This window comes from Brevundimonas sp. PAMC22021, assembly GCF_019443405.1.
GTDB lineage: Bacteria > Pseudomonadota > Alphaproteobacteria > Caulobacterales > Caulobacteraceae > Brevundimonas.
The window spans coordinates 2,814,583-2,837,571 of the sequence record NZ_CP080376.1 but is presented as its reverse complement, the minus strand read 5'-3'; the positions used below and the strand labels follow the sequence as shown (position 1 = coordinate 2,837,571).

The following is a 22,989-nucleotide window of genomic DNA, read 5'->3' as shown; positions in this document are numbered from 1 at the left end:
AGGCATGGCCGCTCCCGACACGCCCGCCGAGACCTTCAAGCGCGCCCTGTCCCACGCCGCCCGCGCCCTGGCCGAGCAGCCGGAGCTGGAGGTTCTGTTCGGCACGGACGGCCCGCGTCTGGCGAACGGCGTCCTGACCCTGCCCCATCCGCCGCGCGATCCGTCCGTGCCGGAAAGCGCCTCGCTGAGGGGGCAGGCCGACCGGCTGGCCCTGCGGCTGGCCAACCACGACGCCGCGGTGAACGCGCGCCTGCGCCCAGTCGACGCCACCGCCGCCGAGGTGTTCGACGCCGTCGAACAGGCGCGCGTCGAGGCGGTGGGCTCGACCGCCCTGGCTGGCGTGCGCGCCAACATGACGGCCGCCCTGCTGACCCGTCTGGAGAAGACCGGCGCCCTGCGCGTCAACGACCCCGACCGTGTCCCGGTGTCCGAGGCCGTGGCGCTTCTGGTGCGCGAGCGCCTGACCGGCCAGCGTACGCCCGACGGCGCCGGGGCCATGCTGGACCTGGTCCGCGAACCGCTGGAGCTGAAGGCCGGCCGCCAGATCGACGCCCTGTCCGAGGTCGCCGCCGATCAGTCCGCCTTCGCCGCCCGGATGCGAGAGGTGCTGCGCGCGCTCGACCTCGATCCCGGCGACGGCCAGGGCGAAGACAGCGCCGACGATCCCGGCGACGAGGAACCCGACCCGCAGGAACCCGAAGCCCAGGACCAGCCCGACGAGGACGAGGAGCAGGACGGCGGCGAAGGCGACCAGTCGATGGAGGGCTCGGCCGACGACCAATCCTCCGAGCAGGAGCGCGACAGCCGCCCCGAAGGCGCCCCCGCCGATCCGAACGGCGACGCCTCCGAAGACGGCCCCGAGCTGAACGAGGGCGACCAGCCGAACCGCCAGCAGACGCGCGACGACGGCCGCGCCGTCGATCTCTACCGCGTCTTCACCCAGGCCTATGACGAGGTGGTGGACGCCTCCGACCTGTGCGACCCGATGGAGCTGGACCGGCTGCGCAGCCTGCTGGACGGCCAGCTGGCGGTGCTGTCCAGCGTGGTTTCGCGCTTGGCCAACAAGCTGCAGCGGCGCCTTCTGGCCCAGCAGAACCGGTCCTGGATCTTCGACCTTGAGGAAGGGGTGCTGGACACCGCGCGCCTGACGCGGATCGTCACCGATCCGTCCGCGCCGCTCAGCTTCAAGGCCGAGAGCGAGAGCCCGTTCCGGGACACGGTGGTGACGCTGCTTCTGGACAATTCGGGCTCCATGCGGGGTCGGCCGATCATGGTGGCGGCGGTCTGCGCCGACATTCTTGCGCGCACGCTGGAGCGTTGCGGCGTCAAGGTCGAGATCCTGGGCTTCACCACCCGCGCCTGGAAGGGCGGCCAGAGCCGCGAGGCCTGGATCACCGCCGGCAAGCCGGCGAACCCGGGGCGCCTCAACGACCTGCGCCACATCATCTACAAGGCCGCTGATGCGCCGTGGCGCCGGGCCAAGAAGAACCTCGGCCTGATGATGCGCGAAGGCCTGCTGAAGGAAAACATCGACGGCGAGGCCCTGCTGTGGGCGCACGACCGCCTCTTGGCGCGGACTGAACAGCGTCGCATCCTGATGGTCATTTCCGACGGCTCTCCGGTGGACGACTCGACCCAGTCGGCCAACGCCGCGCTCTATCTCGACCAGCACCTGCGCCGCGTCATCGCCGACATTGAGGAACGTTCGCCGGTGGAGCTGCTGGCCATCGGCATCGGCCACGACGTGACCCGCTGGTACCGCCGCGCCCTGACCATCGTCGATGTGGAGCAGCTGGCCGGCGCCATGACCGAGAAGCTGGCCGAGCTGTTCGAAAGCGAGCCGGCCGGTCCCAGTCGCGCACAGGGCCGCACGCGCGGTCGTCGGCGCATCGCCGCATGATCCGCCTGCGTCGCCTGCTGGGCCCGGGCGCCGCGCTGGCGCTCGCCGCCTGCGCCGCCGTCGGCAGCACCCAGCGCCCGATCCCGCCGGCCGAAGACGGCTGGACGTCTCAGGTCGTTCAGACCCGCGCCGTCAGCCTGGGTCTTCCCGGCGGCGCCGAGCTCGCCCCCGGTGTCCGGTTCGCGGGCGGCCTGCAGATCAGCGCCCCGCCCGGCTCGCCGATCCACAGCCTGTCGGACCTGAAGCGCGTCGGCGAGCGGGGCCTCGTCAGCGTTTCGGACACCGGCGACCTGATCCGCGCCGACTTGCGGCTGGACGGCTCCGGCCGGCTGGTCGGGCTGGAGGCTCTGCGCAGCCTCCGCCTGACCGGGCTCGACGGCCTGCCCATCGGGGACAAGGCGGCCGGCGACGCCGAGGGCCTGCTGCTGACGGATCAGGGCGAGTTGCTGGTGTCGTTCGAGCGCGATCACCGCATCTGGAGCTATGGCCCGCTTGCCCGCCTGTCGTCGCGCCCCACCGCGATGCGAAAGCCCGACGCCGCCTTTGACGAAAACGCCGGCATGGAGGGGCTGGCGAGCGCGCCCGGCGGCGGCTGGCGCGTGGCGGGCGAAGGCGGCGGCCTGTGGGACTGCGACCCGGACGCCTGCCGCACGGTTCAGCCGCCCCCGGCCGCGCCCATCCCGGACGGCGAGTTCCGCATCACCGCCCTGGATCGCGATCCCGCCGGCGACGGCTGGTTCGTGGTGCAGCGCCTGTATCGCGCACCCATCGACATGCGTGCCCAGGTCCGGCGCATGACGCCTGACGGCGCGCTTGGCCCGGTCCTGATCTCGCTGAAGCTGCCGGGCACGACCGACAATTTCGAAGGCGTCTCGGCCGAACGGCTGAACGGCCGAACGCGCCTCTATGTTCTTTCGGACGACAACTTCAATCCGGCCCAGCGCACCTTGCTCCTGGGCTTCGACGTCGACTGAGCCTGCTCTCGGGCCCGCTCCAGCGTCACCCCGTCGTCCGACACCGGCGCCCCGACCAGCGCCTTGACGTAGTTGTCGCGCCAGATCGCCACGTCGGTCTTTCGCACCACGTCCATCAGGGCCGTCCATTTGCGAATGCGTTCGGCCAGCGGCATGGTCAGCGCCTTCTGGATCGCCTCCGACAGCTCCTCGCGGCTGTAGGGATTGACCAGCAGGGCCTCGCCCATCTGCTCGGCCGCGCCGGCGAAGCGCGACAGGATCAGCACGCCCGGATCGTCCGGGTTCTGCGCCGCCACATATTCCTTGGCCACCAGGTTCATCCCGTCGCGCAGCGGCGTCACCAGCCCGACGCGCGAGGCGCGATAGATGCCCGCCAGCTGGTCCCGGCGATAGGTGCGGTTCAGATAGCGAATCGGCGCCCAGTCCATGTCGGCGAAGGCGCCGTTGATGCGCCCGGCCAGCGCATCCAGCCGCGCGCGAATGTCCTGATAGCTGTCGACATCGTCGCGCGAAATCGGCGTGACCTGCAGCAGGAACACCTCGCCCCGCTGGTCCGGATTGTCCTGCAGGAACTGCTCATAGCCGAGCAGCCGCTCTTCCAGACCCTTGGAATAATCCAGCCGGTCCACGCCCACGATCATCGAACGGAACAGGGCCGAGGCGGCCATGCGGTCGTAGGTGCGCGTGCCGAGCGTCGATCTGCGCGCCTCCAGAAAACCGTCCACGTCGATGCCGATGGGGAACACCCCCGTCTGCACGTGCCGGCCGAAACAATCCAGCCCGCCGCGCCCATCCACCTCGCCGCGCGCCTCGGTCACCACATAGTCGGTGAACAGGTCCATCCACTCGCGCGTATGGAATCCGATCAGGTCGAAGTCGAACATCGACTCCACCAGCCGCCGATGGTGCGGCAGGGTGACCAGCAGCTGCCGCGTCGGCCAAGGCGTGTGCAGGAAAAAGCCGATACGGTTGGTGATGCCCAGCCGGCGCAGGTCCCGCGCCATCGGGATCATGTGGTAGTCGTGGATCCAGATCACGTCGTCCGGCTGGATCGCCGGCGCCAGCACCTCGGCGAAGCGGCGGTTCACCCGCTCATAGCCCTCGCCGTAGGACCGCTCGTACTGGGTCAGGTCCACACGGTGATGAAACAGCGGCCACAGCGTCTTGTTGGCGTAGCCGTTGTAGTATTCGTCGACGTCCTGCGCCTCGAGATCGACCAGGCCGACGGTGACGCCGGCGCGGTCCTCGATCTTCATCTCGCCGGTCCAGTGATCCGTCGTCTCCCCGGACCAGCCGAACCACAGGCCGTCGTATTTCCTGAGCGCCGCCGACAGCGCCATGGCCAGCCCGCCCGCCGAACCCGCCGCCGGATCGGCAGGGGCGGACACGCGATTGGATACGACGATCAGGCGGCTCATGACTTCACTTCAGGCGACGCTCCAGCCCCGGAGCGGACAATCAACGCACGTCCGTCCAGGAACGGCTCAACAGCACCGCGCAATTGATGATGCCCACAAGCGAATAGGTCTGCGGATAGTTGCCCCACAGTTCGCCGTCCTCGACCGAAATGTCCTCGCTGAGCAGCCCCGCCGAGGTCCGCCGGGCCAGCATTTCGTCGAAGATCTGCCGCGCCTCGTCGATGCGCCCGTTCTGCGCCAGAGCCTCGATGAACCAGAAGGTGCAGAAGTTGAACGCGGTTTCTGGCTCGCCGAAATCATCCGGCTCGACATAGCGGAACAGGAAGGCGCCCTTCTTCAAGTCGCGCTCGATGGCGTCAAAGGTGGCGACCTGACGCGGATCGTGGGCGTCCAGGAAGCCCAGATCGGTCATCTGCAGCAGGGACGCATCCAGCTCGCGATTGCCGAAGCTGGCGGCGAACCGGCCCTCGTCGGGCAGGAAGGCTTCGCGTTCGATCCGTTCACGGATGATCGCCGCCCGCTCGTTCCAGAACTCGGCCCTGTCGGCCAGACCCAGATAGTCCGCCGCCTTGGCCAGACGATCGCAGGCGGCCCAGCACATCACCGAAGAATAGGTGTGCACACGCGCGATGGTGCGGAACTCCCACAGCCCCGCATCGGTCTGGTCGTGCATGGCGAAGGCGCGGTCGCCGACCTTTTCCAAGGCCCGGAAATCCTCGATCGTGCCGGGACGCAGCAGACGCTGGTCATAGAAGGCCTGAACCAGCGGCAGCACGATCTGTCCGTACACGTCGTGTTGCAGGTGCTCGTGCGCCTGATTGCCGATGCGCACCGGCTTCATGCCGCGATAGCCTTCGACCGTCTCGACGATGCTTTCGCCGATGCCGGGCTCCAGCCCCACGCCATAGACCGGCTGAACGTGCCCGCCGGCCGCATCATCCACCAGGTTGCGCAGATAGACGAGATAGCCCTCCAGGATGTCCACCGCGCCCAGCCGGTTCAGCGCACGCACCGTGTAATAGGCGTCGCGAATCCAGCAGTAGCGATAGTCCCAGTTGCGCCCGCTGTTCTGGAACTCGGGTACCGAGGTGGTCATGGCCGCGACGATGGCGCCCGTTTCCTCATAGGCGCAGAGTTTCAGCGTGATCGCCGCCCGGATCACCGCTTCCTGGTAGTCCAGCGGCAGGTACAGCTTGCGCACCCAGTCCTGCCAATAGGCGATCGTGCGATCCAGCGCCGACTGCACGCCCGGCCCGACGTCCTGGTCATAGCCCTCGTCCGGCCCGAAGAAGAAGGTCAGCTCTCGTTCCAGCCGGAAGGTGCGTTCGTTCAGCACGTGCGACACCGGGCAGTCGGTGGTCAGGCGGAAGGTCACGTCCGGGCAGCGGTATCGGATGTGGTTCGAGCCCGACGTGTGCTCGGCTTCGCGCGCGCCCCAGTCGGCGCTGGGCTTCAGCCGGATGGCCACGCGCGGCGTGCCCTTCAGCGGCCGCACGATCCGTCCCAACGCCAGCGGGCGATAGGTGCGCGAGTGCTTCGGATGGCGCGGGGCGAAGTCGATGATCTCGACCTGGGCGCCGTCCTTGTCGGTCAACACGGTGCGCAGCACCGGCGTGTTGCGGACATAGGCCTGTTCGACGCTTTCCAGCCCTTCCAGATCGACCGCCCAGTAGCCGTGGGCCGGTTCCGAGCCGTTCATCAGGGCCGAGAACACCGGATCGCCGTCCACGCGCGGCGCACAGGCCCAGACATAGCGGCCCTGGCGGTCGATCAGCGCGCTGATCGAGCAGTTGCCGATGGGAAAGAGGTCGAGGTTGGGGGTCATGCTCACGCCTTGGTCACCGCTTCCAGCCAGTCCAGAACCGCATCAACGCCCGATAGTCCATACCGGGCCGCCGTTTCCCTGACCGGGCCGACCAGAACGCCGAAGCCGCCGAGGTCCTCGGCCGCGCGGAAACCGTGCTCGTCCGTCAGATCGTCGCCCAGCATCACCGGAACCGCGCCCCGGAACGGCGCCTCGGCCATGAAGGCCTGCACCGCCGTGCCCTTGGTGGCGCCTGGCGTCTTCAGTTCCAGCACCATGTGCCCGGGCTGCAGCGACAGGCCGGTGTCTGCTTCCAGCTGTTGCGCCAGCCGCGCCGCCTCGTCTTCGGCCTCCGGCGCCAGGCGATAGTGCAGGCCGGCGGAAATCCCCTTGTCCTCGACGATCACCCCCGGCCGGTCGGCGGCGAAGGCCTTGAAGGCGCGCAGGGCCTCGACCACGCCTTCGTCGGCCGGCGGCCGCACCACCGAGCCGTCGCGGCGGCGGCGTTCCAGTCCGTGCACGCCCGATGCCGTTGGCATGGCGCGATCGGCGATCCGGTCGATCTCGGCGATGGTTCGGCCGCTGACGATGGCGACGCGTCCGTCAAGACGCTGGTCCAGCGCCCGCAGCACCGCGGTCCGGCGCGAGGTGGGGACCACCGCGTCCGGCGTCGGCGCCATGGGCGCCAGCACGCCGTCGAGATCCAGGAACAGGGCCATGCCCTCGGCGCGGATGGGCGGCGGGGGCAACAGGAGGTCGACTCCGGCGGAAGACGGCATCAGAAACTCGGTGCGACGGGGAGGAGGCCCGCCTTGTAACGCCAAAATGCGGCAAAGGTTGACGCCGAAACGACTTGGGCGTTCAGAAAGCGCCCCACATTCGCCGTCGAGCTTGTGGAAGGGGCCTCATATGCTGTCGAACATCGTTCCGTCCTCCCCTGATCAGATCGCCTCCATGAGCGATCGCGCCCGCGAGGTGGTGCGGCTGAACATCGAGGCCTTGGAGGCGCTTGAACGATCGATCGACGTCTCGCTGGCGCGCGCCTGCGACATCATCATGGGCCGGCCGGGCTATGTGGTGGTGACCGGCATGGGCAAGTCGGGCCACATCGGCAACAAGATCGCCGCCACCCTCGCCTCAACCGGGACCAGCGCCTTTTTCGTCCATCCGGGCGAGATGAGCCACGGCGATCTCGGCATGCTGCGGCCGGACGTGACCTTGCTGGCCATCTCCAACTCGGGCGAGAGCCGCGAACTGCGCGACCCGCTGCTGTATTGCCAGCGCAACGACATCCCGGTGATCGGCCTGACCCAGCGGGCGTCCAGCTTCCTGGGTCGCCATTCCGCCGTGTGCCTGACCATGCCAAGCGTGGCCGAGGCCTGTCCCAACGGCCTGGCCCCCACCACCTCGACCCTGATGACCCTGGCGCTGGGCGATGCCCTGGCCATGGTGCTGATGGATCGTCGAGGCTTCACCGCCATGGACTTCGGCCTGCACCATCCGGGCGGGTCGCTGGGCATGAGCCTGCAAAGCGTGCGCGAATGGATGGGCGACAACGCCGCCGCCCCCGCCGCCGTCTCGCCGGACGCAGGCTTCAGCGAGGTGGTCTCGGCCGTGACCGAAGGGCGCAAGGGCGCCGTCGCGGTGATCGAGGGCAATGGCCGGCTCGCCGGCATCGTCACCGACGGCGACATCCGCCGGGCGTTCCAGCGCGACATCTCGGGCCTCCATGCCCGCGACATCATGAGCACCCACCCGATCACCGTCTCGCCAGAGGCGCGGATGAGCGACGTGGTCGACCTGCTGACCGCCAACAAGATCGCCAACCTGTTCGTGGTCGAGGACGAACGCCCCGTCGCCATCGTCCACATCGCCGAACTGATGCAGGCCGGCTACGTCTCCTGACATGACCACGCGCGTCCTGTTCGACGTCAGCCGGCTGATGAGCCGGATCGATCGCGGATCGCCCACCGGCGTCGACCGCGTCTGCCTGGCCTATGCCGAATGGCTGTCGGACCATCCGGGTGTCGACATGATCCCGGTGCGGGGACGCAAGGATCGGCTGGTCGCGGTCGATCCCGCCTGGTTCGAACGCAAGATGCGGGGCTTGCGCGCCCGCTGGAGCGGCGGGGTTGCGGACCAGCCCGAGACCGAGCATCAGCGGCGCCTGTTCGCGGCCCTGCTGTCGCCGTCCCGCCCGGTCGCCTCTGTGATCGGCGACCCGCCGCCTCCAACGCCGCCCAAGCCGCGCAAGACCGCGCCATGGCGGGTGTGGCGTCAGTATTTCCGCTCGGAGCCGGCTCGCGCCCCCGCGCCCGCCGGCGATCTCTATGTCAGCGTCGGCCACACCGGCCTGCACACGCCGTCCATCCTGGCGGACCTGAAGGCGCGCGGCATGGAGCGGGTGGTGCTGATCCACGACCTGATCCCCGTCACCCACCCCGAGTTCTGCCGCCCCGGCGACGGCGACAAGCACAAGGCGCGCGTCCGCAATGTCCTGCGCCATTCCAGCCGCATCATCGTCAACTCGGCCTACACCGGCCATGAGCTGGCGACCTTTGCGCAGGCCGAAGGCCTGCCCTGCCCGCCGGTCCATGTCGCCCATCTGGGGCTGGAGCCGGACTTCCTCCAGACCCGCAAGCCCAAGCCGGCCGTCCCCTTCTTTGTTCACATCGGCACCATCGAGGCGCGCAAGAATCTGGCCTTTCTGCTGACGCTGTGGCGCAGGCTGGAGGAGCGCAACGGCGACGCCTGTCCGCGCCTGGTGCTGGTCGGCCGCTATGGCTGGGAGAACGAGGCGGTGCTGGACCATCTGCAGCGTTCGCCCAACCTGCAGGGCCTGGTGCATCAGGCCGAGGATCTGCCGGACGCCGCCCTGGCGACGCTGATGCGCGACGCCCGCGCGGTCCTGGCGCCGTCGTCGGTCGAGGGCTTCGACCTGCCGGCGGTGGAGGCGTCCGCCATGCGCTGCCCGCTGATCGCGTCCGACATCCCGGTTCACCGGGAACTGATCGGGCACGCCCGCCTGGTCGATCCGCTGGACGGCCCCGGCTGGATCGAAGCCATCGAGAGCCGGGCCAAGGCGCCCGCCGGATCGGGTCCCGCCTATGACGCTCCGACATGGAAAAGCCACTTCGCCGTTGTCGAGCAGGTTCTCGGTCTGACCGCACCCCCCGCCCTCTGACGCTTGCCTATGGCTGTCTTCGCTGAAGCCCGGTATGGGACAAGCAGCACGGAAATCAGAGACTTCATGCAAACGCGCGCGCTTCTTCCCCGCCTCTCGCTTCGGGTCTCGGCCCTGGCCCTGACCGCGGTCCTCGCGGGCTGCTCGACCCTCCCCCGCGACGGCCCGTCGGGCGCCTCGGTCAACGCCGGCGCGACAACACCGGAGGCGCTGGGCAGCTACGCGCTGGTTCCGCTGACCTATGAGGTGACCGAGCGGATCAGGGCGGTGCCGCCGCAGTTCTTCGGCACCCTGGCCTTGTCCTCCAGCGACCAGCCCTCTGACGTCATCGGCGAGGGCGACACCTTGGCGGTGTCCATCTATGATCCCTCCGGCGTCCTTTTTGGCGGCTCGGGAACCCTGGGCGGCGCCAGCGCCAATCGTGCGGCCACGCTGCAAGGGTCCAATCAGAACTTTAACGGCGTCGTTGTGGACAGGAACGGCTCCGTCAGCGTGCCCTACGGCGGCCCCGTGCGGGTGCAGGGCCTGACCTCGACCCAGGCCGCCGCCGCCATTCGCCGCTCGCTGGTCGGCAAGGTCGCCAATCCGCAGGTGCTGGTCTCGGTCGCCGGCAACGTCTCCAACACCGTCAACGTCCTGGGTGACGTACGCCAGCCAGGCCGCGCACCGCTGGGCGTCAACAGCGACCGCATCCTGGACGTCATCGCCGCGGCCGGCGGCTCGGCCCGGACCAATGACGACCTGGTCATCAGCATTCAGCGCGGCGGCGAGACCTTCACCGCGCCCCTGACCGCCGTCACCACCCAGTTCGTCGAGAACGTGCGGCTGCAGCGCGGCGATGTGGTCAATGTCCAGTACAAGCCGCGTCGCATCTCGACCTTCGGGGCGCTGAACGCGGTGACCCAGATCGACATGCCCGCCGGTCCGATGACCCTGACGGGCGCCATGTCGCGCGTCGGCGGCCTGAACACCAACACCGCCAATCCGCGCCGGGTGCTGGTGTTCCGCTTCGAGCGGCCCGAGGTCGCCCAGGCGCTGGGGATCAGCCAGCCGGCGACGCCCCGCGGCGTGCCGGTGGTCTATGAGCTCGACTTCAACGACGCCGCCAACGTCTTCGCCGCCACCAACATGGAGATCATGCCGGAAGACGTGATCTATGTGCCGCTGGCCGGTGCGGCCGAGATGCGCAAGTTCTTCGAGGTCGTGCAGAGCCTGACGCGCGTCGTCTACGACGTTTCGGTCACCAGCACGCTGAACAACGACTGACGCCGCCGTGGCCGGTCGCTGGCGCGCCTGGCTGCCTAGCCGCCGGAGCACGCCTCCGGTCCCGGCCGAGCCGGATCCGTTCACGCCGCCGGCCGACTTCGAGCCCCCGCCCGAGGACGACGCCCTGTCGCTGCTGCTTGGGGAAATCCAGGCCGGGGCGCTCGCCGTCTATGATCGTCACGGCCTGCCGACCCGGATCGGCCACTATGTCTTCGATCCGGCGGATGGCGAGTGGCGCTTCATCGCCGAGCGTCTGTCGCCCGCCCGACGCTTCGAGCTGATGCTGGAGCATCCGCCGGAACAGGGCTGGCGCTTCGCCCGGCTCGAGGATCTGGGCGCGCGTCACCGCGACCATCCGGAGGTGGAGGTCGCCTCCGAACTGCTGAACGCCTGTTCGCGCCTTCGGCTGAACCGCGCCTCGGCCGACGCCGACGACCTTGCCGAGGCCATCCGCCTGGGCCAGGCCTGGCGCTCCTTGACCGCGCCTCGCGCCGCAGAGCCCGAGACGCCCTCACCGACCGAGCCGCTGCGTCCGCCGCTCGCGCTTCGGCCGCCCGACAAGCCCAGGCGTCGGCGCAAACGCTGACAGGCGCCCCGCACCGCTGTAGAGGACGCCCCTCCTCCCCGTCTTCCTCCCGAGCGCCTCCTCATGTCCGACGCCGTCCCCCAGCCCCCTTCCGGCCAGCCGGTCGGCCGCGTCATCGCCATGCCCGGCGACACCAATCCCGAGGGCGACATCTTCGGCGGCTGGCTGCTGGCCCAGATGGACCTCGCCGGCGCCACGCCTGCGTTCGAGCTCGCCTGCGGCCGCTGCGCCACCGTGGCGCTGGACGGCATGGTGTTTCACCAGCCCGTGTCGGTCGGCGACGAGGTCTCGATCTACGCCCAGGTGGTGGGCACGGGCCGCACCTCCATTCGCGTCCATGTCGAGGCCTGGAAGCGGTCGCGCAACCAGCCTCAGGTCGCCTCGGTGCGCGTGACCGAGGGCGTCTTCACCTATGTCGCCATCGACGGCGAGCGGAAGCCCCGCCCCCTGCCGGGCAAGGCGTAAGGCAAGGCGTGAAGACCCTTCGGTCCGCTGGGAAATCTTGACCTCGCGGCGGGGCGGCCCTACGTCCCGCCCATGGCCGTCCGTCGCATCCTCACCATCGACAACCCCGCCGATCTGGCGATCCTGAAACAGGTGTCCCAGGCGGTTCCGGCCGTGGACGACGCCGTCCGCACCCTGATGGACGACATGCTGGAGACCATGTACGCCGCCCCCGGCATCGGTCTGGCCGCCGTGCAGATCGGCGCCCTGGACCGCGTCATCGTCATGGATCTGGGCGACCGCGACGGCGACGTCCCCGAGACCGAAGAGGAAGAGGCGGAAGACGCCGAGGCCCGCCGCAATCCGCGCTTCTTCGCCAATCCCGAAATCCTGTGGTCGTCCGACGAGCTGTTCGTCTACGAGGAAGGCTGCCTGTCGATCCCGGAATATTTCGACAAGGTCGAGCGCCCGGCCCGCGTGCGCATCCGCTACCTGAACCGCGACGGCGTCTCGGTCGAGGAAGAGGCGTCCGGCCTCTACGCCGTCTGCATCCAGCACGAGATGGACCACCTGAACGGCGTCCTGTTCATCGACCACCTGTCGCGGTTGAAGCGCGAGCGCGCCGTGACCAAGGTCAAGAAGGCCGCCCGCGAAAGGATCGCCGCCTGATGCGCCTGCCCTCCGACGAGCTCGCGAACGACCTCCCCCGCACCGCCGCCCGCATCTCGCGTCGCGGCCGTTCGCTGGTCATAGACACCACCGGCCGTCGCCGCCTGACCCGCAGCCAGAAGGCCGGCGTCGCCGGCGTGGCGACCCTGGCGGGCGTGGCCCTGCTGGGCGTGGTGGCGGGTCTGCTGCTCGATCGTCTTCTGGATTTCGACGACGCTCTGGACGCGGGCGGCGAGTGGGACGAGGGCGGCGGCGTCTCCACCCGCTGGCAGTAACCGCCACGACCCTCTAAAGGCGTGCCCATGCGCCTCGCCTTTATGGGAACTCCCGACTTCGCCGTGCCGTCGCTGGCCGAGCTGATCGCCTCGGGCCACGACGTCGTCGCCGTCTATTCGCAACCGCCCAAGCCGAAGGGGCGCGGCCAGAAGCTGACGCCTTCGCCGGTTCACGCCTTTGCCGAGACCATGGGCCTGCCGGTCTTCACCCCCGCCTCCATGAAGGCGTCCGAGGCCATCGAGGTGTTCGGGAGCCTGGATCTCGACGCCGCCTGCGTCGTCGCCTACGGCCAGATCCTGAAGCCCTCCGTGCTGGAGGCGCCGCGTCTGGGCTGCTTCAACCTGCACGGCTCCTTGCTGCCGCGGTGGCGCGGCGCCGCGCCCATCCAGCGCGCCATCATGGCCGGCGATCGCCAGACGGGCGTTCAGATCATGCGCATGAGCGAGGGCCTGGATGAAGGCCCCATCCTGCTGGGCGAGGTGATGGGTATCCGCCCCGACGACACCGCCGCCTCCCTCTCCGACCGCATGGCCCATACCGGCGCAGCCCTGTGGCCCCGTGCGCTCGCCGCCATCGAACGCGGCGGCGCGACGCCGACCGAACAGACGGGCGAGCCGACCTACGCCCGAAAGATCACCCCGGCCGAGGCGCGCATCGACTGGAGCCGCCCCGCCGCCGAGGTCGACGCCCACATCCGCGGCCTGTCCCCCTTCCCCGGCGCCTGGTTCGAGGCGCCGTCCGCCGAGGGCCCCGTGCGCATCAAGGCGCTGCTTTCGATGCTGGCGGATGGGTCGGCCACCTCGGGAACCGTGATTGACGACCGCCTCACCGTCGCCTGCGGCTCGGGCGCCGTGCGTCTGCTGCGTGTCCAGCGCGAGGGCCGCGCGGCGCAATCGACTGACGACATGCTGCGCGGCTTTTCCCTGCCCGCCGGCGCCGTGCTCGGCTGATGCCGCGCTATCGGCTGACGGTCGAGTACGACGGCACGGCCTACAACGGCTTTCAGGCCCAGGCTGAACAGCCCACGGTGCAGGGCGCGCTGGAGACGGCGATCCACGCCTTCTCGGGCGAGCAAATCCGCATCGCCGCCGCCGGCCGCACCGACACCGGCGTGCATGCGACAGGCCAGGTGGTCCACGCCGACCTGGCGCGCGCCTGGCCGACGGCCACCGTCATGAACGCCATGAACGCGCACCTGGTGCACGAGGGCGTCTGCGTGCTGGACTGCGCGCTGGCGCCCGATCCCGAGTGGCACGCGCGATTTTCGGCCGTGGGACGCGCCTACCGCTATCGCATCCTGAACCGACAGGCCCAGCCGGTGCTGGAGCGCAGTCGCGTCTGGCATGTGCGAAAGCCGCTGGACGCCGAGGCCATGCACACGGCGGCGCAAGGGCTGGTCGGCCAGCACGACTTCACCACCTTTCGTGACGTCGGCTGCCAGTCGAAGTCGCCGATCAAGACGCTGGACGTCGCCCGCGTCGAACGCCATGGCGACGAGGTCCACCTGGTGTTCGAGGCCCGCAGCTTCCTGCACCGCCAGGTCCGTTCCATGGCCGGCACCCTGGTCGAGGTCGGCCTGGGCCACTGGACGGCCGAGGACATTGAGACAGCTCTGGCGGCGCGGGATCGCAGCGCCTGCGGACCCGTCGCACCCTCGGCGGGGCTCTATCTGACCGGGGTCAGGTACGCGTGAAGCCCCAGCACCGTCACCCGTTCGTCACCCTCGGGCTTGACCCGAGGGTTGGATCATCCGGCGCTCGGTGCGAACGAGCGACGCATGATCGTTCCCACGCCCGATCCTCGGGTCAAGCCCGAGGATGACGGGTAGGGGGTCACACCTTCGAGAACACCACCGTCCCGTTGGTGCCGCCGAAGCCGAAGCTGTTGGACATCACCGTGGTCAGTTCGCCGTCGCGGCGTTCGCGCAGGATCGGCATGCCCTCGAACGCCGGGTCGAGGTTTTCGATATGCGCGCTTTCGGCCGCAAAGCCGTTGTGCAGCATCAAGAGCGAATAGATCGCCTCCTGCGCGCCCGCCGCGCCCAGGCTGTGGCCCGTCAGCGACTTGGTGGACGAGATCAGCGGCATGTCGTCGCCGAACACCGCGCGCACCGCCTCCATCTCCTTGAGGTCGCCCACCGGGGTCGAGGTGCCGTGCGGGTTCAGATAGTCGATCTTGCGCCCGCCCGCCTGCTCCATGGCGATCTTCATGCAGCGCTGGGCGCCTTCGCCCGACGGAGCCACCATGTCGTAGCCGTCGGAGTTGGCGCCGTAGCCCACGACCTCGCCATAGATGGTCGCGCCCCGCGCCTTGGCCCGCTCGTACTCCTCCAGCACCACGATGCCCGCGCCGCCCGCAATGACAAAGCCGTCGCGCGCCGCGTCATAGGCGCGCGAAGCGACCGATGGCGTTTCGTTGAAGTCCGAAGACATGGCGCCCATGGCGTCGAACATGTTCGACATAGACCAGTCGATGTCTTCGCAGCCGCCGGCGAACACCACGTCCTGCTTGCCCCACTGGATCTGCTCGGCGCCCGCGCCGATGCAGTGGGCCGAGGTCGCACAGGCCGAGGAGATTGAATAGTTGATGCCCCGCATGCCGAACCAGGTGGCCAGCACCGCCGACGGGCCGCTGGCCATGGCCTTGGGCACCGCGAACGGGCCGATGCGCTTGGGCGAGCCCTTTTCCACCGTGGTCTGGGCCGCCTGCAGGATCACCTGGGTCGAGGGGCCGCCCTCGCCGACGATCAGGCCGATGCGGTCGTCCTTGATCTCCTCGGCCGTCATGCCCGACGATTTCAGCGCCTCCTCAAAGGCGATGTGACCCCAGGCCGTGCCGTTGGCGAGGAAGCGCGAGGCCCGGCGGTCCACCAACGGCGCCCAGTCCTCGGCCGTCGCGCCCAGCGCAGGCGGCGCCCACACCTGACTGCGGAAGCCGTGCGTGATGTGATCGGGCGCCGCGACCACGCCCGAGCGGGCGTCGCGCAGCGACTGCGTGACCTCTTCCACCCCGGTGCCGATGGAGGAAACGATGCCCAGGCCGGTGACGACGACGCGACGCATGGTATGTCCTTCTTGTGCTGTGAGCTCTTTTAGCAGAGCCGGCCGCGAGTTCTCGCGGCTCATATGGGGGCGTCAGCCGCCCGCCGCTTCATCCTTTGCGCCGAACAGGCCGACGCGCATGTCGTTGCAGGTGTAGATGACCTCGCCGTCGGCCTCCAGCACGCCGTCGGCGATGCCCATCACCAGCTTGCGGTTGATGACCCGCTTCAGGTCGATCTTGTAGACCACCTTCTTGATGTCCGGCGTGACCTGGCCGGTGAATTTCACGTCGCCGACGCCCAGCGCCCGCCCGCGTCCCGGCCCGCCGATCCAGCCCAGGTAGAAGCCGACCAGCTGCCACATGGCGTCCAGGCCCAGGCACCCCGGCATCACCGGATCGCCGATGAAGTGGCACTGAAAGAACCAGAGGTCCGGATGGATATCCAGCTCGGCCTCGACGTAGCCCTTGCCGTGCGCGCCGCCGTCGCTGTTGATCGTCGTGATCCGGTCGAACATCAGCATCGGCGGGGCCGGCAGCTGGGCGTTGCCGGGACCGAACAGCTCGCCGCGTCCCGAGGCGAGCAGCGCCTCCTTGTCGAAGGACGAGGGGTATTGGGACTGGCTCAAGGCGTTTCCGTTTCTCTCTGTTGTTGCCGTCGGGTTACACGACCCGGCCGAACGGCTCAACAGCGAGCGCTAACGGCTCGGGATCAGGTGCGGCCCCGCCCGGCCGGCCGCGCGGCGTTGCACAGGGCCCGCTCCTGGGCGCCGAACACCGCCCGCTGGCTGACCCAGCCGCGCGTCTTCCTGGCCCGCACCCGGCACCAGCCCTCTTCGCACTCGTCCAGCGACACGATGGAGCGCGGCTGAAGGCGCGCACGGACGCCCGACGCCTGGGTGCGGCCCGCGTGGATCATCACCTCTTGGGCGGAGGCGTTGAAGACGCTGCGCCGGCCCGACGCCACCGTGCGATGGATCCACGACACCGAGCCTTGCGCGTCGCAGATCTTTCGCCACTCTCGCGTTTCGGCGATCACCTGAACCGGCAGGCCGGCCGCGCGATATTCCCACAGGATCGGATAATCCAGCCCCGGGCCCTGCCGCGCCCGCACGTGCGAGGACTTCAGCGAAACCCAGCGCGGCACCTCCAGCCCCGTGGGCGTCGGCCGACCGTCCGGCATGGTGTTCCCCGCCGCCGCCATGACGCCGCCGGCCAGAACGGCCGCAACCACGGCGATCCTCTTGATCCTGCTTGCAGCCTTGCTCGACACCAGAGGTGAACCCATCGCGTTTGGTCTTCACGAAAGACGAGCCGCCAGCCCCGCGAACCCGAAGGCGCCAATGTCGGCTCGCAAGCTTAAGGCCGCGTTAACCAGACACCCGCCCAAGCGGCCAGACGCGGCGCCGCGCCCGGACCGTCTTTCATCAAACAACGCCATCAAGGTAGGGTCGCACCATCGACCGCCCGACCGAGGAGCCCGATGGACTTCCTGAAGATCCTGCGCAGCTTCGAGGAGTTCCTGTTCGAGGCGGCCAGCTGGCTGCTGTTCTATCCGCTGACGATGTGGCGGATCATCCGTCGGCCGCTGACCACGATGGAATACTCCGACCGCGAGCAGACGGACGTCGAGGACCACCGCTACGACGACGCGCTCAGCCCGCCGCTGGTCCTTCTGGTCACCATTGTCCTGTGCAACGTGATCTCCAGCGCCGCCCATGTGCCGCTGCCGCCGAACGAGTCCGACCTGCTGAAGGCCGTCACCAGCTCCCAGCAGAACCTGGTCCTGTTCCGCTCCCTGGTGTTCAGCCTGGTGCCGCTGATCTCGGCGCTGGTTCTGCTGCGCCGCCAGAACAAGCGGATCGCCCGCGAGACGTTGCGCGCGTCTTTCTACGCCCAGTGCTATCTCGCCGCCCCGTGCGCCGCCTGCGTCTCGGCCGGCGGCGTGATGCTGCAGCGGCCGGACATGTCGAATGCCTGGGGGCTTGCGATCATCGCGGCCGGCGCGGCCTGGTTCGTTATCATCCAAACGGCCTGGTTCGCCAAGAAGCTGAACCTGCCGATGATGCGCGCGGCGTGGGTCGCCGTCAGCGCCGACCTCAGCGCCCTGGTCTATCTGGTCCTGATCCTGATCCCCGTGGGGCTGATCTGAGACGCCGACGTCTCAGAACGGCTCCATCGCCCGTACCTCGCCGGAGGCGGACACGCGGCAGATCGAGCGGTAGGGGCCGGTCGCCATGGTCAGCTCGTATTCGCCGCGCCCGAGATCGCGCATGCTGACCGGCACGCTGGAGCCTTCGGGCCGGTTCTGAAAGGCGTCCGCCCGTGCGGCGCAGGCGGTCTGCGCGGCCATCGGCGCCCCGCGCACCCAGCGGCTGCCGGCGTGCCTGCGGTTCTGGTTCTCGTCCTCGCCGGCCAGATAGCCTTCGTGATAGCCCTCGCTCTCGTGACGGTCGTCGTAGTCGGCGCCGTAGAGCCCGGCCTGATAGCCCCGCTCGTATTCCCGGTCATGCTCGGCGCCCGAGTCGCCGTGACGCTGCTTGTGGGCCGCAATGGCCGCCGCCAAGCCGACAATGGCCACGCCCGCCGCGATCGCCGCCGCGTTCGAACCGGAACGGCCCGCGTCGCCGCACTCGCTGCGCCCTGCCTGATTGATCGAGGCGTAGCGCCCGTCGCGGGTCATGATGCTCACGCACTCGTCGCCGCGCCGCCAGTAGGTCATGCGCCCGTCGCCAAAGGCTTCGGATCGGTCGGTGGCCTGGTAGCCCCGCCGCTGCAGCTCGCCTTCGGACTGCCCGGCCCGTGCGCCCACCAGGTCCTGCAGCGCCGACGGCGTCTGCGCCAGGGCTGCGCCTGCGGAACTGAGGACCAGACATCCGGTCGACAGGCCGGCGATGAGACGACGAGAGGACAGCATGACGAGTCTCCGTGCAAGGATTGCCAGAGAACGAGATCACAAAGCGCGGCGTTCGACAATCGTCGCTTCGTGACGCCAGGCGGCCCGTCGCGACTATGGCTGACCGCACACCGGACACGTCGGATCGGCCGCCACCCTGACGGTCCGCGCCTCGCCCGCCAGGCCGTCGTAGAGCATCAGCCGGCCGGTCAGCGGCTCGCCGGCGCCGGTGATGATCTTGATCGTCTCCAGCGCCGCCAGGGTTCCGATCACGCCGGCTAGGGCCCCGATCACGCCGACGCGGGCGCAGGTCTCGGCGTCCGGCGGGATCTCCGGCACCAGGCACTGATAGCAGGGCCGGCCTGCGAACACGCCGATCTGTCCGCTCCAGCGGCCCAGCGCCCCGGACACCAGCGGCTTGCCGGCCGCCACACAGGCCCGATTGACCAACAGGCGCGTTTCAAAGTCGTCCGTGCCGTCCAGCACCAGGTCGAAAGCCCCGACCACCGCCGCGGCGTTCGCCACGGTCAGCCGCTCGGGAAAGGTCCGCACCTCCACATGCGGGTTCAGGGCGCTCAGCCGCTCGGCGCCCGCCTCGACCTTGAGACGGCCTTGGTCCGCCGTGTCAAACAGCACCTGCCGCTGCAGGTTGGACAGCGACACCACATCCTCGTCGATCAGACCCAGCGTTCCCACGCCCGCCGCCGCCAGATACAGGGCCGCCGGGCTGCCCACGCCGCCCGCGCCGACGATCAGCACGCGCGCGCGCGCCAGCCGCTGCTGGCCTGGCCCGCCGACCTCGCGCAGCACCAGATGGCGGGCGTAGCGTTCGACTTCGTCATCGGAGAAGGGCACAGGCCCTCCTAGCCGCTCACGCCGCGCGAGGCGAGACCCGTGGCCTCAGGGCGCGACCGCCATGGACCGGCTGGCGTTCACCAGCAGCCGCTCGGCCCGCTCCCCGGCCTCGACGCCGTTCATGGCGTCCATCGCGCGGTCGAGAAAATCAGCGACCTCCGGCGTAGGATCGACCCGCGCCATGCCCCAGTCGGGGAACAGCCGTTGCTGGATCGGCTCGTCGCTGAGGATGCGAATGTTCTTGTGACGCTTGTCGCCGGCCAACCGCGCCATCAGGCGGTCCAGGTCCGCCCGCGTGCCCTCGATGGCCTGCAGAAAGCGTCGCTCGTGACGCAGCAGCACGCCGGTCAGCCGGTCGCGGCGGTTGTTGCGATCGGAAGCGCCGACGATGTCGATCAACGGCATCAGGCCGTCGCTCGCCGCGCCCACAGCCTCGCTGACATAGACGATGCGGAACAGATCCATGGAGAACCTCGTGTGCCAATCGGTTATCCACACTCTGCCGACGAGCCCTTAACAAATCGGCGCCGCTTGCTGGCGAGGCGGGGCGAGGCGGGCGCGCCTTGATGCGGACGGCGGACATCGCCATCTGCCCGGACATGAACACCTCGACCGACACCGCCTCTCCCGGCTGGCACGGCACCACCATCCTGGCGGTGCGAAAGAACGGCCGCACCGTGATCGCCGGCGACGGCCAGGTCTCCATGGGCCCCACCATCGTCAAGGGCGCCGCGCGCAAGGTGCGCACCCTGGCGAACGGACGCGTGCTGGCGGGTTTCGCCGGGGCCACCGCCGACGCCTTTACCCTGATCGAGCGGCTGGAGGCCAAGCTGGAGCAGTATCCGGACCAGCTGGCCCGCGCCTGCGTCGACCTGGCCAAGGACTGGCGCACCGACCGTTATCTGCGCCGGCTGGAGGCCATGCTGCTGGTGGCCGACGCCCATTCGATCTTCACCGTGACCGGCGTCGGCGACGTGCTGGAGCCGGAACATGGCGTCGCGGCCGTGGGCTCCGGAGGCAACTTCGCCCTGTCCGCCGCCCGCGCCCTGATCGAGGAAACCGACCTGGACGCCGAGACCATCGCCCGCAAGGCCATGAAGATCGCGGCCGAAGTCTGCGTCTACACCAACGGCAATCTGACGGTGGAAACGCTGAGCGCCTGATTGACGGCTGAACCGAAGGCCAGCGTGGCCGTTTGGACCTGCGTCGTTCCTGTTGACGACGGTTGGATCCTGTCATGCGCGCCTTCATCCCCCTGCTCGCGTCCTCCGCCTTGCTGCTGACGGCGGCCTGCGGCGCATCCGATGACCGGACGGCGCAGGATGCGCAGGTGGCGTCGTCGCCCACAGACCCGACACAGGGCGAGCAGGTCGCCGACGACAGCGCCTCCGCCACGCCGCCGGCCGTTGCGCCCGTCGCGCCCGATCAGGGCCTCCAGGGCGGAAGCGCCGACTGGCGCACCGTCGCCCGCGCCGCCGACGCCAGCCTGCTGGGCCGGCTGGACCAGGCCTGGCGTCTCGGCCGCGCCGAGGCCGAGGACGCCGGCTTCGCCGCCCAGGTCGAGGCGCTGGGTCCCCTGGTCGATCCGAACGCCGCCCAGAACGGCCAGCTTCAGCCGCCGCCCGGCGCCTATCGCTGCCGCACGATCAAGCTCGGGCGCAAGGTCGAGGGCCAGGGCCTGGCCTATGTCGATTATCCGCCTTTCCGCTGCACGGTCGAGCTGACGCCCGGCGGCGATCTGGTTCTGACCAAGACCACCGGTTCGCAGCGCACGCGCGGCCTGCTCTATCCGGACGGAGAGCGCCGCCTGGTCTATCTCGGCGCCCAGGCGCTGGGCGACGAGACCGGCTTCCCCGACTACGGCGATCGCAACGAGCGTAACCAGATCGGCGTGCTGGAGCGCGTCGGCCCGAACCGCTGGCGCCTGGCCCTGCCGTGGCCCCGCGTCGAAGCCAAGCTGGAGCTGCTGGAGCTGACGCGCTGACCTTGTGTCAGACCCGCGTCAGCCGAAGGTCCTGATAGTCGTAGGAGAAGTCGATGTCGGGCGACACGCCCTTCATCGTCGCCGTCTCCGGCCGCCCGTCCCGCAGCGCAAAGGTGATAAAGGCGTCCTCTTCCCGCTTGTCGGGGAAGCGGGTGCGGAAGGTTTCGCCGTCATAGGGCTCCAGCGGCCCCTTCAGCGCCGGCGTGTGGGTGAAGTCGAGCCACAGCCCACGCCCTTGCCGCGAGATGACGATGTCGCCGTACCAGGGATCGCGCCAGGTCCCGACATATCGGTCCAGCGGCAGCGACGGCCGGGCGCCCGCCTTCTGCTTTGCGTCGATCTCGGCGGCGGCGGCCAGCGACTTCTGCGTGCCTTCCGCCTCCAGCTTCTTGGAGTCGGCGATCCAGTCGAAACCGCCCTTGTCCATGCACAGATCGGCGATGCCGGAGCGCAGCGCGCGCAAGAGCAGGCTCTCCTCCGCATTTGAGAAGATCGAGAAGCCGATGTTGCGTGCCGGCAGCAGCACGGTCGCCGAGATGCCGCCCGGCGAGCCGCCGCCGTGGCTGATCAGCCGCTCGCCGCGATAGTCCTGCACCTGGAACCCCATGGCGTAGGTCGAGGCGATGGCCCGGCCTGGCAGTTCGGCCGTGGGCCCGGGCGATGATCCCACAATGATGTTGGGCCGCCACATCTCGCGCGCGGCGGCTTCCGAGAACAGACGCGAGCCGTCGGGCAGCACGCCTTCCTTCAGCCGCACGGTCATCCACTTGGCCCAGTCCGTCGCGGTGGTGCAGATGCCGCCGGCGGCTGCCGCGGAATCCCAGTTCCACACCTCCACGATGCTGTCGGCGATCGGGACCATCCGGCCCTGATAGCGCAGCGGCGGCCCCACCCGCCCATGCGGCAGGGCCGAGCGCGCGGGCGTGGCGCGACTGGCCAGCGGCACGGTCTCGCTCATGCCGACCCGGTCCAGGATGCGCGTCTGGACAAAATCCTCCCACGTCTGTCCGGACACCGCCTCGATCACCGCGCCCGCGACCACGAACATCAGGTTGCAATAGTCGTACTTGGCGCGAAATCCGTTGGCGATCGGCACAAAGGCCGCCTGCTGGATCACCTCGGCGCGCGTGCGGTCGCTGTTGGGCCAGAACAGCAGGTCCCCCGCGCCGAGGCCAAAGCCCGCCCGATGGCTCAGCGCGTCGCGCACCGTCGCGTGCTCGGTGATGTAGGGATCGGCCAGGCGGAAGCCGGGCATATGGGTCCGGATCGGCTCGTCCCACTTCACCTTGCCCTCGTCCACCAGGATGGCGAGCGCGGCGGCGGTGACGTTCTTGGTGTTGGAGGCGATGGCGAACAGGGTGTGCTCGTCCGCGCGGTCGGCCTGCCCCTGACGCTTGACGCCGTAGCCGCGCGCCAGCACCGACCGGCCATCCCTGACCACCGCGATCCCCAGCGCCGGCTGCTCGGGCCAGGCGGCCATGCACTGCTGGACAAAGGCGTCCACGGCCTGCGCCAGGTCCGCATCGTCGTTGGCGGGCGTCTGCGCCCAGGCGGGGCGGGAGGCCAGCGCCGCCGCGCCTCCGGATGCGAACAGGGCGGAACGGCGCGACAGGCGAACGGACATAGGCAGGCGGCTTCCCCGAGGATCGATGCGCGGACGCTAAGGCGCCGCTCGTCCGCCGCCAAGCAAAAGC

General features: G+C 69.4%; 24 protein-coding genes. 14 read left to right on the top strand and 10 right to left on the bottom strand.

From position 1 onward, the window contains the following. Positions 1-4: 4 nt before the first annotated feature. The gene (cobT, locus tag KY493_RS13955) at positions 5-1,900 is read left to right on the top strand and encodes a cobaltochelatase subunit CobT (protein WP_219896912.1); all 1,896 of its coding nucleotides are present in this window, start codon (positions 5-7) and stop codon (positions 1,898-1,900) included. Further along, positions 1,897-2,874, top strand: a complete 978-nt coding sequence (locus KY493_RS13950; protein ID WP_219896911.1) for an esterase-like activity of phytase family protein — start codon at positions 1,897-1,899, stop codon at positions 2,872-2,874. Before cobT ends, KY493_RS13950 begins: the two co-directional genes overlap by 4 nt. On the opposite strand, the gene KY493_RS13945 is transcribed toward KY493_RS13950, so the two are convergent. The 3 genes from KY493_RS13945 to otsB are packed head-to-tail and all read right to left on the bottom strand — an operon-like array spanning position 2,805 to position 6,875. Beyond that, the gene (locus KY493_RS13945; protein ID WP_255567912.1) at positions 2,805-4,292 is read right to left on the bottom strand and encodes a trehalose-6-phosphate synthase; all 1,488 of its coding nucleotides are present in this window, start codon (positions 4,290-4,292) and stop codon (positions 2,805-2,807) included. The genes KY493_RS13950 and KY493_RS13945 overlap by 70 nt on opposite strands. A gap of 40 nt (positions 4,293-4,332) precedes the next feature. After that, positions 4,333-6,117, bottom strand: a complete 1,785-nt coding sequence (locus tag KY493_RS13940) for a glycoside hydrolase family 15 protein (RefSeq protein WP_219896910.1) — start codon at positions 6,115-6,117, stop codon at positions 4,333-4,335. A gap of 2 nt (positions 6,118-6,119) precedes the next feature. Further along, positions 6,120-6,875 (bottom strand): trehalose-phosphatase, encoded by a 756-nt coding sequence (gene otsB / locus KY493_RS13935; protein WP_255567911.1) that lies wholly within the window; start codon positions 6,873-6,875, stop codon positions 6,120-6,122. A 175-nt stretch (positions 6,876-7,050) separates the two neighbouring features. Between otsB and KY493_RS13930 the strand changes: the two genes are divergently transcribed. The 9 genes from KY493_RS13930 (at position 7,051) to truA (ending at position 14,214) form a co-directional block, all read left to right on the top strand. After that, positions 7,051-8,001, top strand: coding sequence for an SIS domain-containing protein (locus tag KY493_RS13930; protein WP_255567910.1), 951 nt, complete (start codon positions 7,051-7,053; stop codon positions 7,999-8,001). A 1-nt stretch (position 8,002) separates the two neighbouring features. Continuing rightward, a complete protein-coding gene (locus KY493_RS13925) occupies positions 8,003-9,280 on the top strand; it encodes a glycosyltransferase family 1 protein (RefSeq protein ID WP_219896909.1) in 1,278 nt (425 codons plus the stop codon). Positions 9,281-9,346: 66 nt separating this feature from the next. Further along, positions 9,347-10,546, top strand: coding sequence for a polysaccharide biosynthesis/export family protein (locus KY493_RS13920; protein WP_219896908.1), 1,200 nt, complete (start codon positions 9,347-9,349; stop codon positions 10,544-10,546). Between the two features lie 7 nt (positions 10,547-10,553). Continuing rightward, complete coding sequence (locus tag KY493_RS13915; RefSeq protein WP_219896907.1) at positions 10,554-11,132, top strand: hypothetical protein; 579 nt, start codon at positions 10,554-10,556, stop codon at positions 11,130-11,132. A gap of 63 nt (positions 11,133-11,195) precedes the next feature. Further along, on the top strand, positions 11,196-11,597 hold the full coding sequence (locus KY493_RS13910; protein WP_219896906.1) for an acyl-CoA thioesterase: 402 nt from the start codon (positions 11,196-11,198) through the stop codon (positions 11,595-11,597). Between the two features lie 72 nt (positions 11,598-11,669). Beyond that, the gene (gene def, locus KY493_RS13905; RefSeq protein ID WP_219896905.1) at positions 11,670-12,245 is read left to right on the top strand and encodes a peptide deformylase; all 576 of its coding nucleotides are present in this window, start codon (positions 11,670-11,672) and stop codon (positions 12,243-12,245) included. Beyond that, positions 12,245-12,520, top strand: a complete 276-nt coding sequence (locus tag KY493_RS13900) for a hypothetical protein (protein ID WP_255567909.1) — start codon at positions 12,245-12,247, stop codon at positions 12,518-12,520. The genes def and KY493_RS13900 overlap by 1 nt, the downstream gene beginning before the upstream one ends. Positions 12,521-12,547: 27 nt before the next feature. Continuing rightward, positions 12,548-13,471: a methionyl-tRNA formyltransferase gene (gene fmt / locus KY493_RS13895; protein ID WP_219896904.1), complete on the top strand. Its 924-nt coding sequence runs from the start codon at positions 12,548-12,550 to the stop codon at positions 13,469-13,471. Then, complete coding sequence (gene truA, locus KY493_RS13890; protein ID WP_219896903.1) at positions 13,471-14,214, top strand: tRNA pseudouridine(38-40) synthase TruA; 744 nt, start codon at positions 13,471-13,473, stop codon at positions 14,212-14,214. Before fmt ends, truA begins: the two co-directional genes overlap by 1 nt. Before the next feature lie 139 nt (positions 14,215-14,353). Here truA and fabB read toward each other — a convergent pair whose 3' ends face one another. The 3 genes from fabB to KY493_RS13875 form a co-directional block, all read right to left on the bottom strand. Then, complete coding sequence (gene fabB / locus KY493_RS13885; protein WP_219896902.1) at positions 14,354-15,583, bottom strand: beta-ketoacyl-ACP synthase I; 1,230 nt, start codon at positions 15,581-15,583, stop codon at positions 14,354-14,356. A gap of 72 nt (positions 15,584-15,655) precedes the next feature. Beyond that, positions 15,656-16,189, bottom strand: a complete 534-nt coding sequence (gene fabA, locus KY493_RS13880) for a 3-hydroxyacyl-[acyl-carrier-protein] dehydratase FabA (protein ID WP_219896901.1) — start codon at positions 16,187-16,189, stop codon at positions 15,656-15,658. Positions 16,190-16,272: 83 nt separating this feature from the next. Next, positions 16,273-16,794: an SH3 domain-containing protein gene (locus tag KY493_RS13875; RefSeq protein ID WP_255567908.1), complete on the bottom strand. Its 522-nt coding sequence runs from the start codon at positions 16,792-16,794 to the stop codon at positions 16,273-16,275. 249 nt (positions 16,795-17,043) lie between these two features. Between KY493_RS13875 and KY493_RS13870 the strand changes: the two genes are divergently transcribed. Further along, complete coding sequence (locus KY493_RS13870) at positions 17,044-17,712, top strand: hypothetical protein (protein ID WP_219896899.1); 669 nt, start codon at positions 17,044-17,046, stop codon at positions 17,710-17,712. Positions 17,713-17,724: 12 nt separating this feature from the next. Here the strand turns inward: KY493_RS13870 and KY493_RS13865 are convergent, their stop codons facing one another. From KY493_RS13865 to KY493_RS13855, 3 genes are all read right to left on the bottom strand, one after another. After that, positions 17,725-18,477 carry a hypothetical protein gene (locus KY493_RS13865; RefSeq protein WP_219896898.1) on the bottom strand — a complete coding sequence of 251 codons (753 nt, stop codon included), beginning with the start codon at positions 18,475-18,477 and terminating at the stop codon, positions 17,725-17,727. A 93-nt stretch (positions 18,478-18,570) separates the two neighbouring features. Then, the gene (locus KY493_RS13860; protein WP_219896897.1) at positions 18,571-19,311 is read right to left on the bottom strand and encodes a molybdopterin-synthase adenylyltransferase MoeB; all 741 of its coding nucleotides are present in this window, start codon (positions 19,309-19,311) and stop codon (positions 18,571-18,573) included. 45 nt (positions 19,312-19,356) lie between these two features. Next, a complete protein-coding gene (locus tag KY493_RS13855) occupies positions 19,357-19,776 on the bottom strand; it encodes a BLUF domain-containing protein (RefSeq protein WP_219896896.1) in 420 nt (139 codons plus the stop codon). Between the two features lie 101 nt (positions 19,777-19,877). Here KY493_RS13855 and hslV point away from each other — a divergent pair, with 101 nt between their 5' ends. Both hslV and KY493_RS13845 read left to right on the top strand, forming a co-directional pair. Beyond that, positions 19,878-20,474, top strand: coding sequence for an ATP-dependent protease subunit HslV (gene hslV, locus KY493_RS13850; protein ID WP_304502413.1), 597 nt, complete (start codon positions 19,878-19,880; stop codon positions 20,472-20,474). Between the two features lie 74 nt (positions 20,475-20,548). Next, entirely contained in the window at positions 20,549-21,295 is a 747-nt protein-coding gene (locus KY493_RS13845) for a DUF4893 domain-containing protein (RefSeq protein WP_219896895.1), read from the top strand. A gap of 7 nt (positions 21,296-21,302) precedes the next feature. On the opposite strand, the gene KY493_RS13840 is transcribed toward KY493_RS13845, so the two are convergent. After that, positions 21,303-22,919 (bottom strand): serine hydrolase, encoded by a 1,617-nt coding sequence (locus tag KY493_RS13840; RefSeq protein ID WP_219896894.1) that lies wholly within the window; start codon positions 22,917-22,919, stop codon positions 21,303-21,305. Positions 22,920-22,989: the final 70 nt, after the last annotated feature.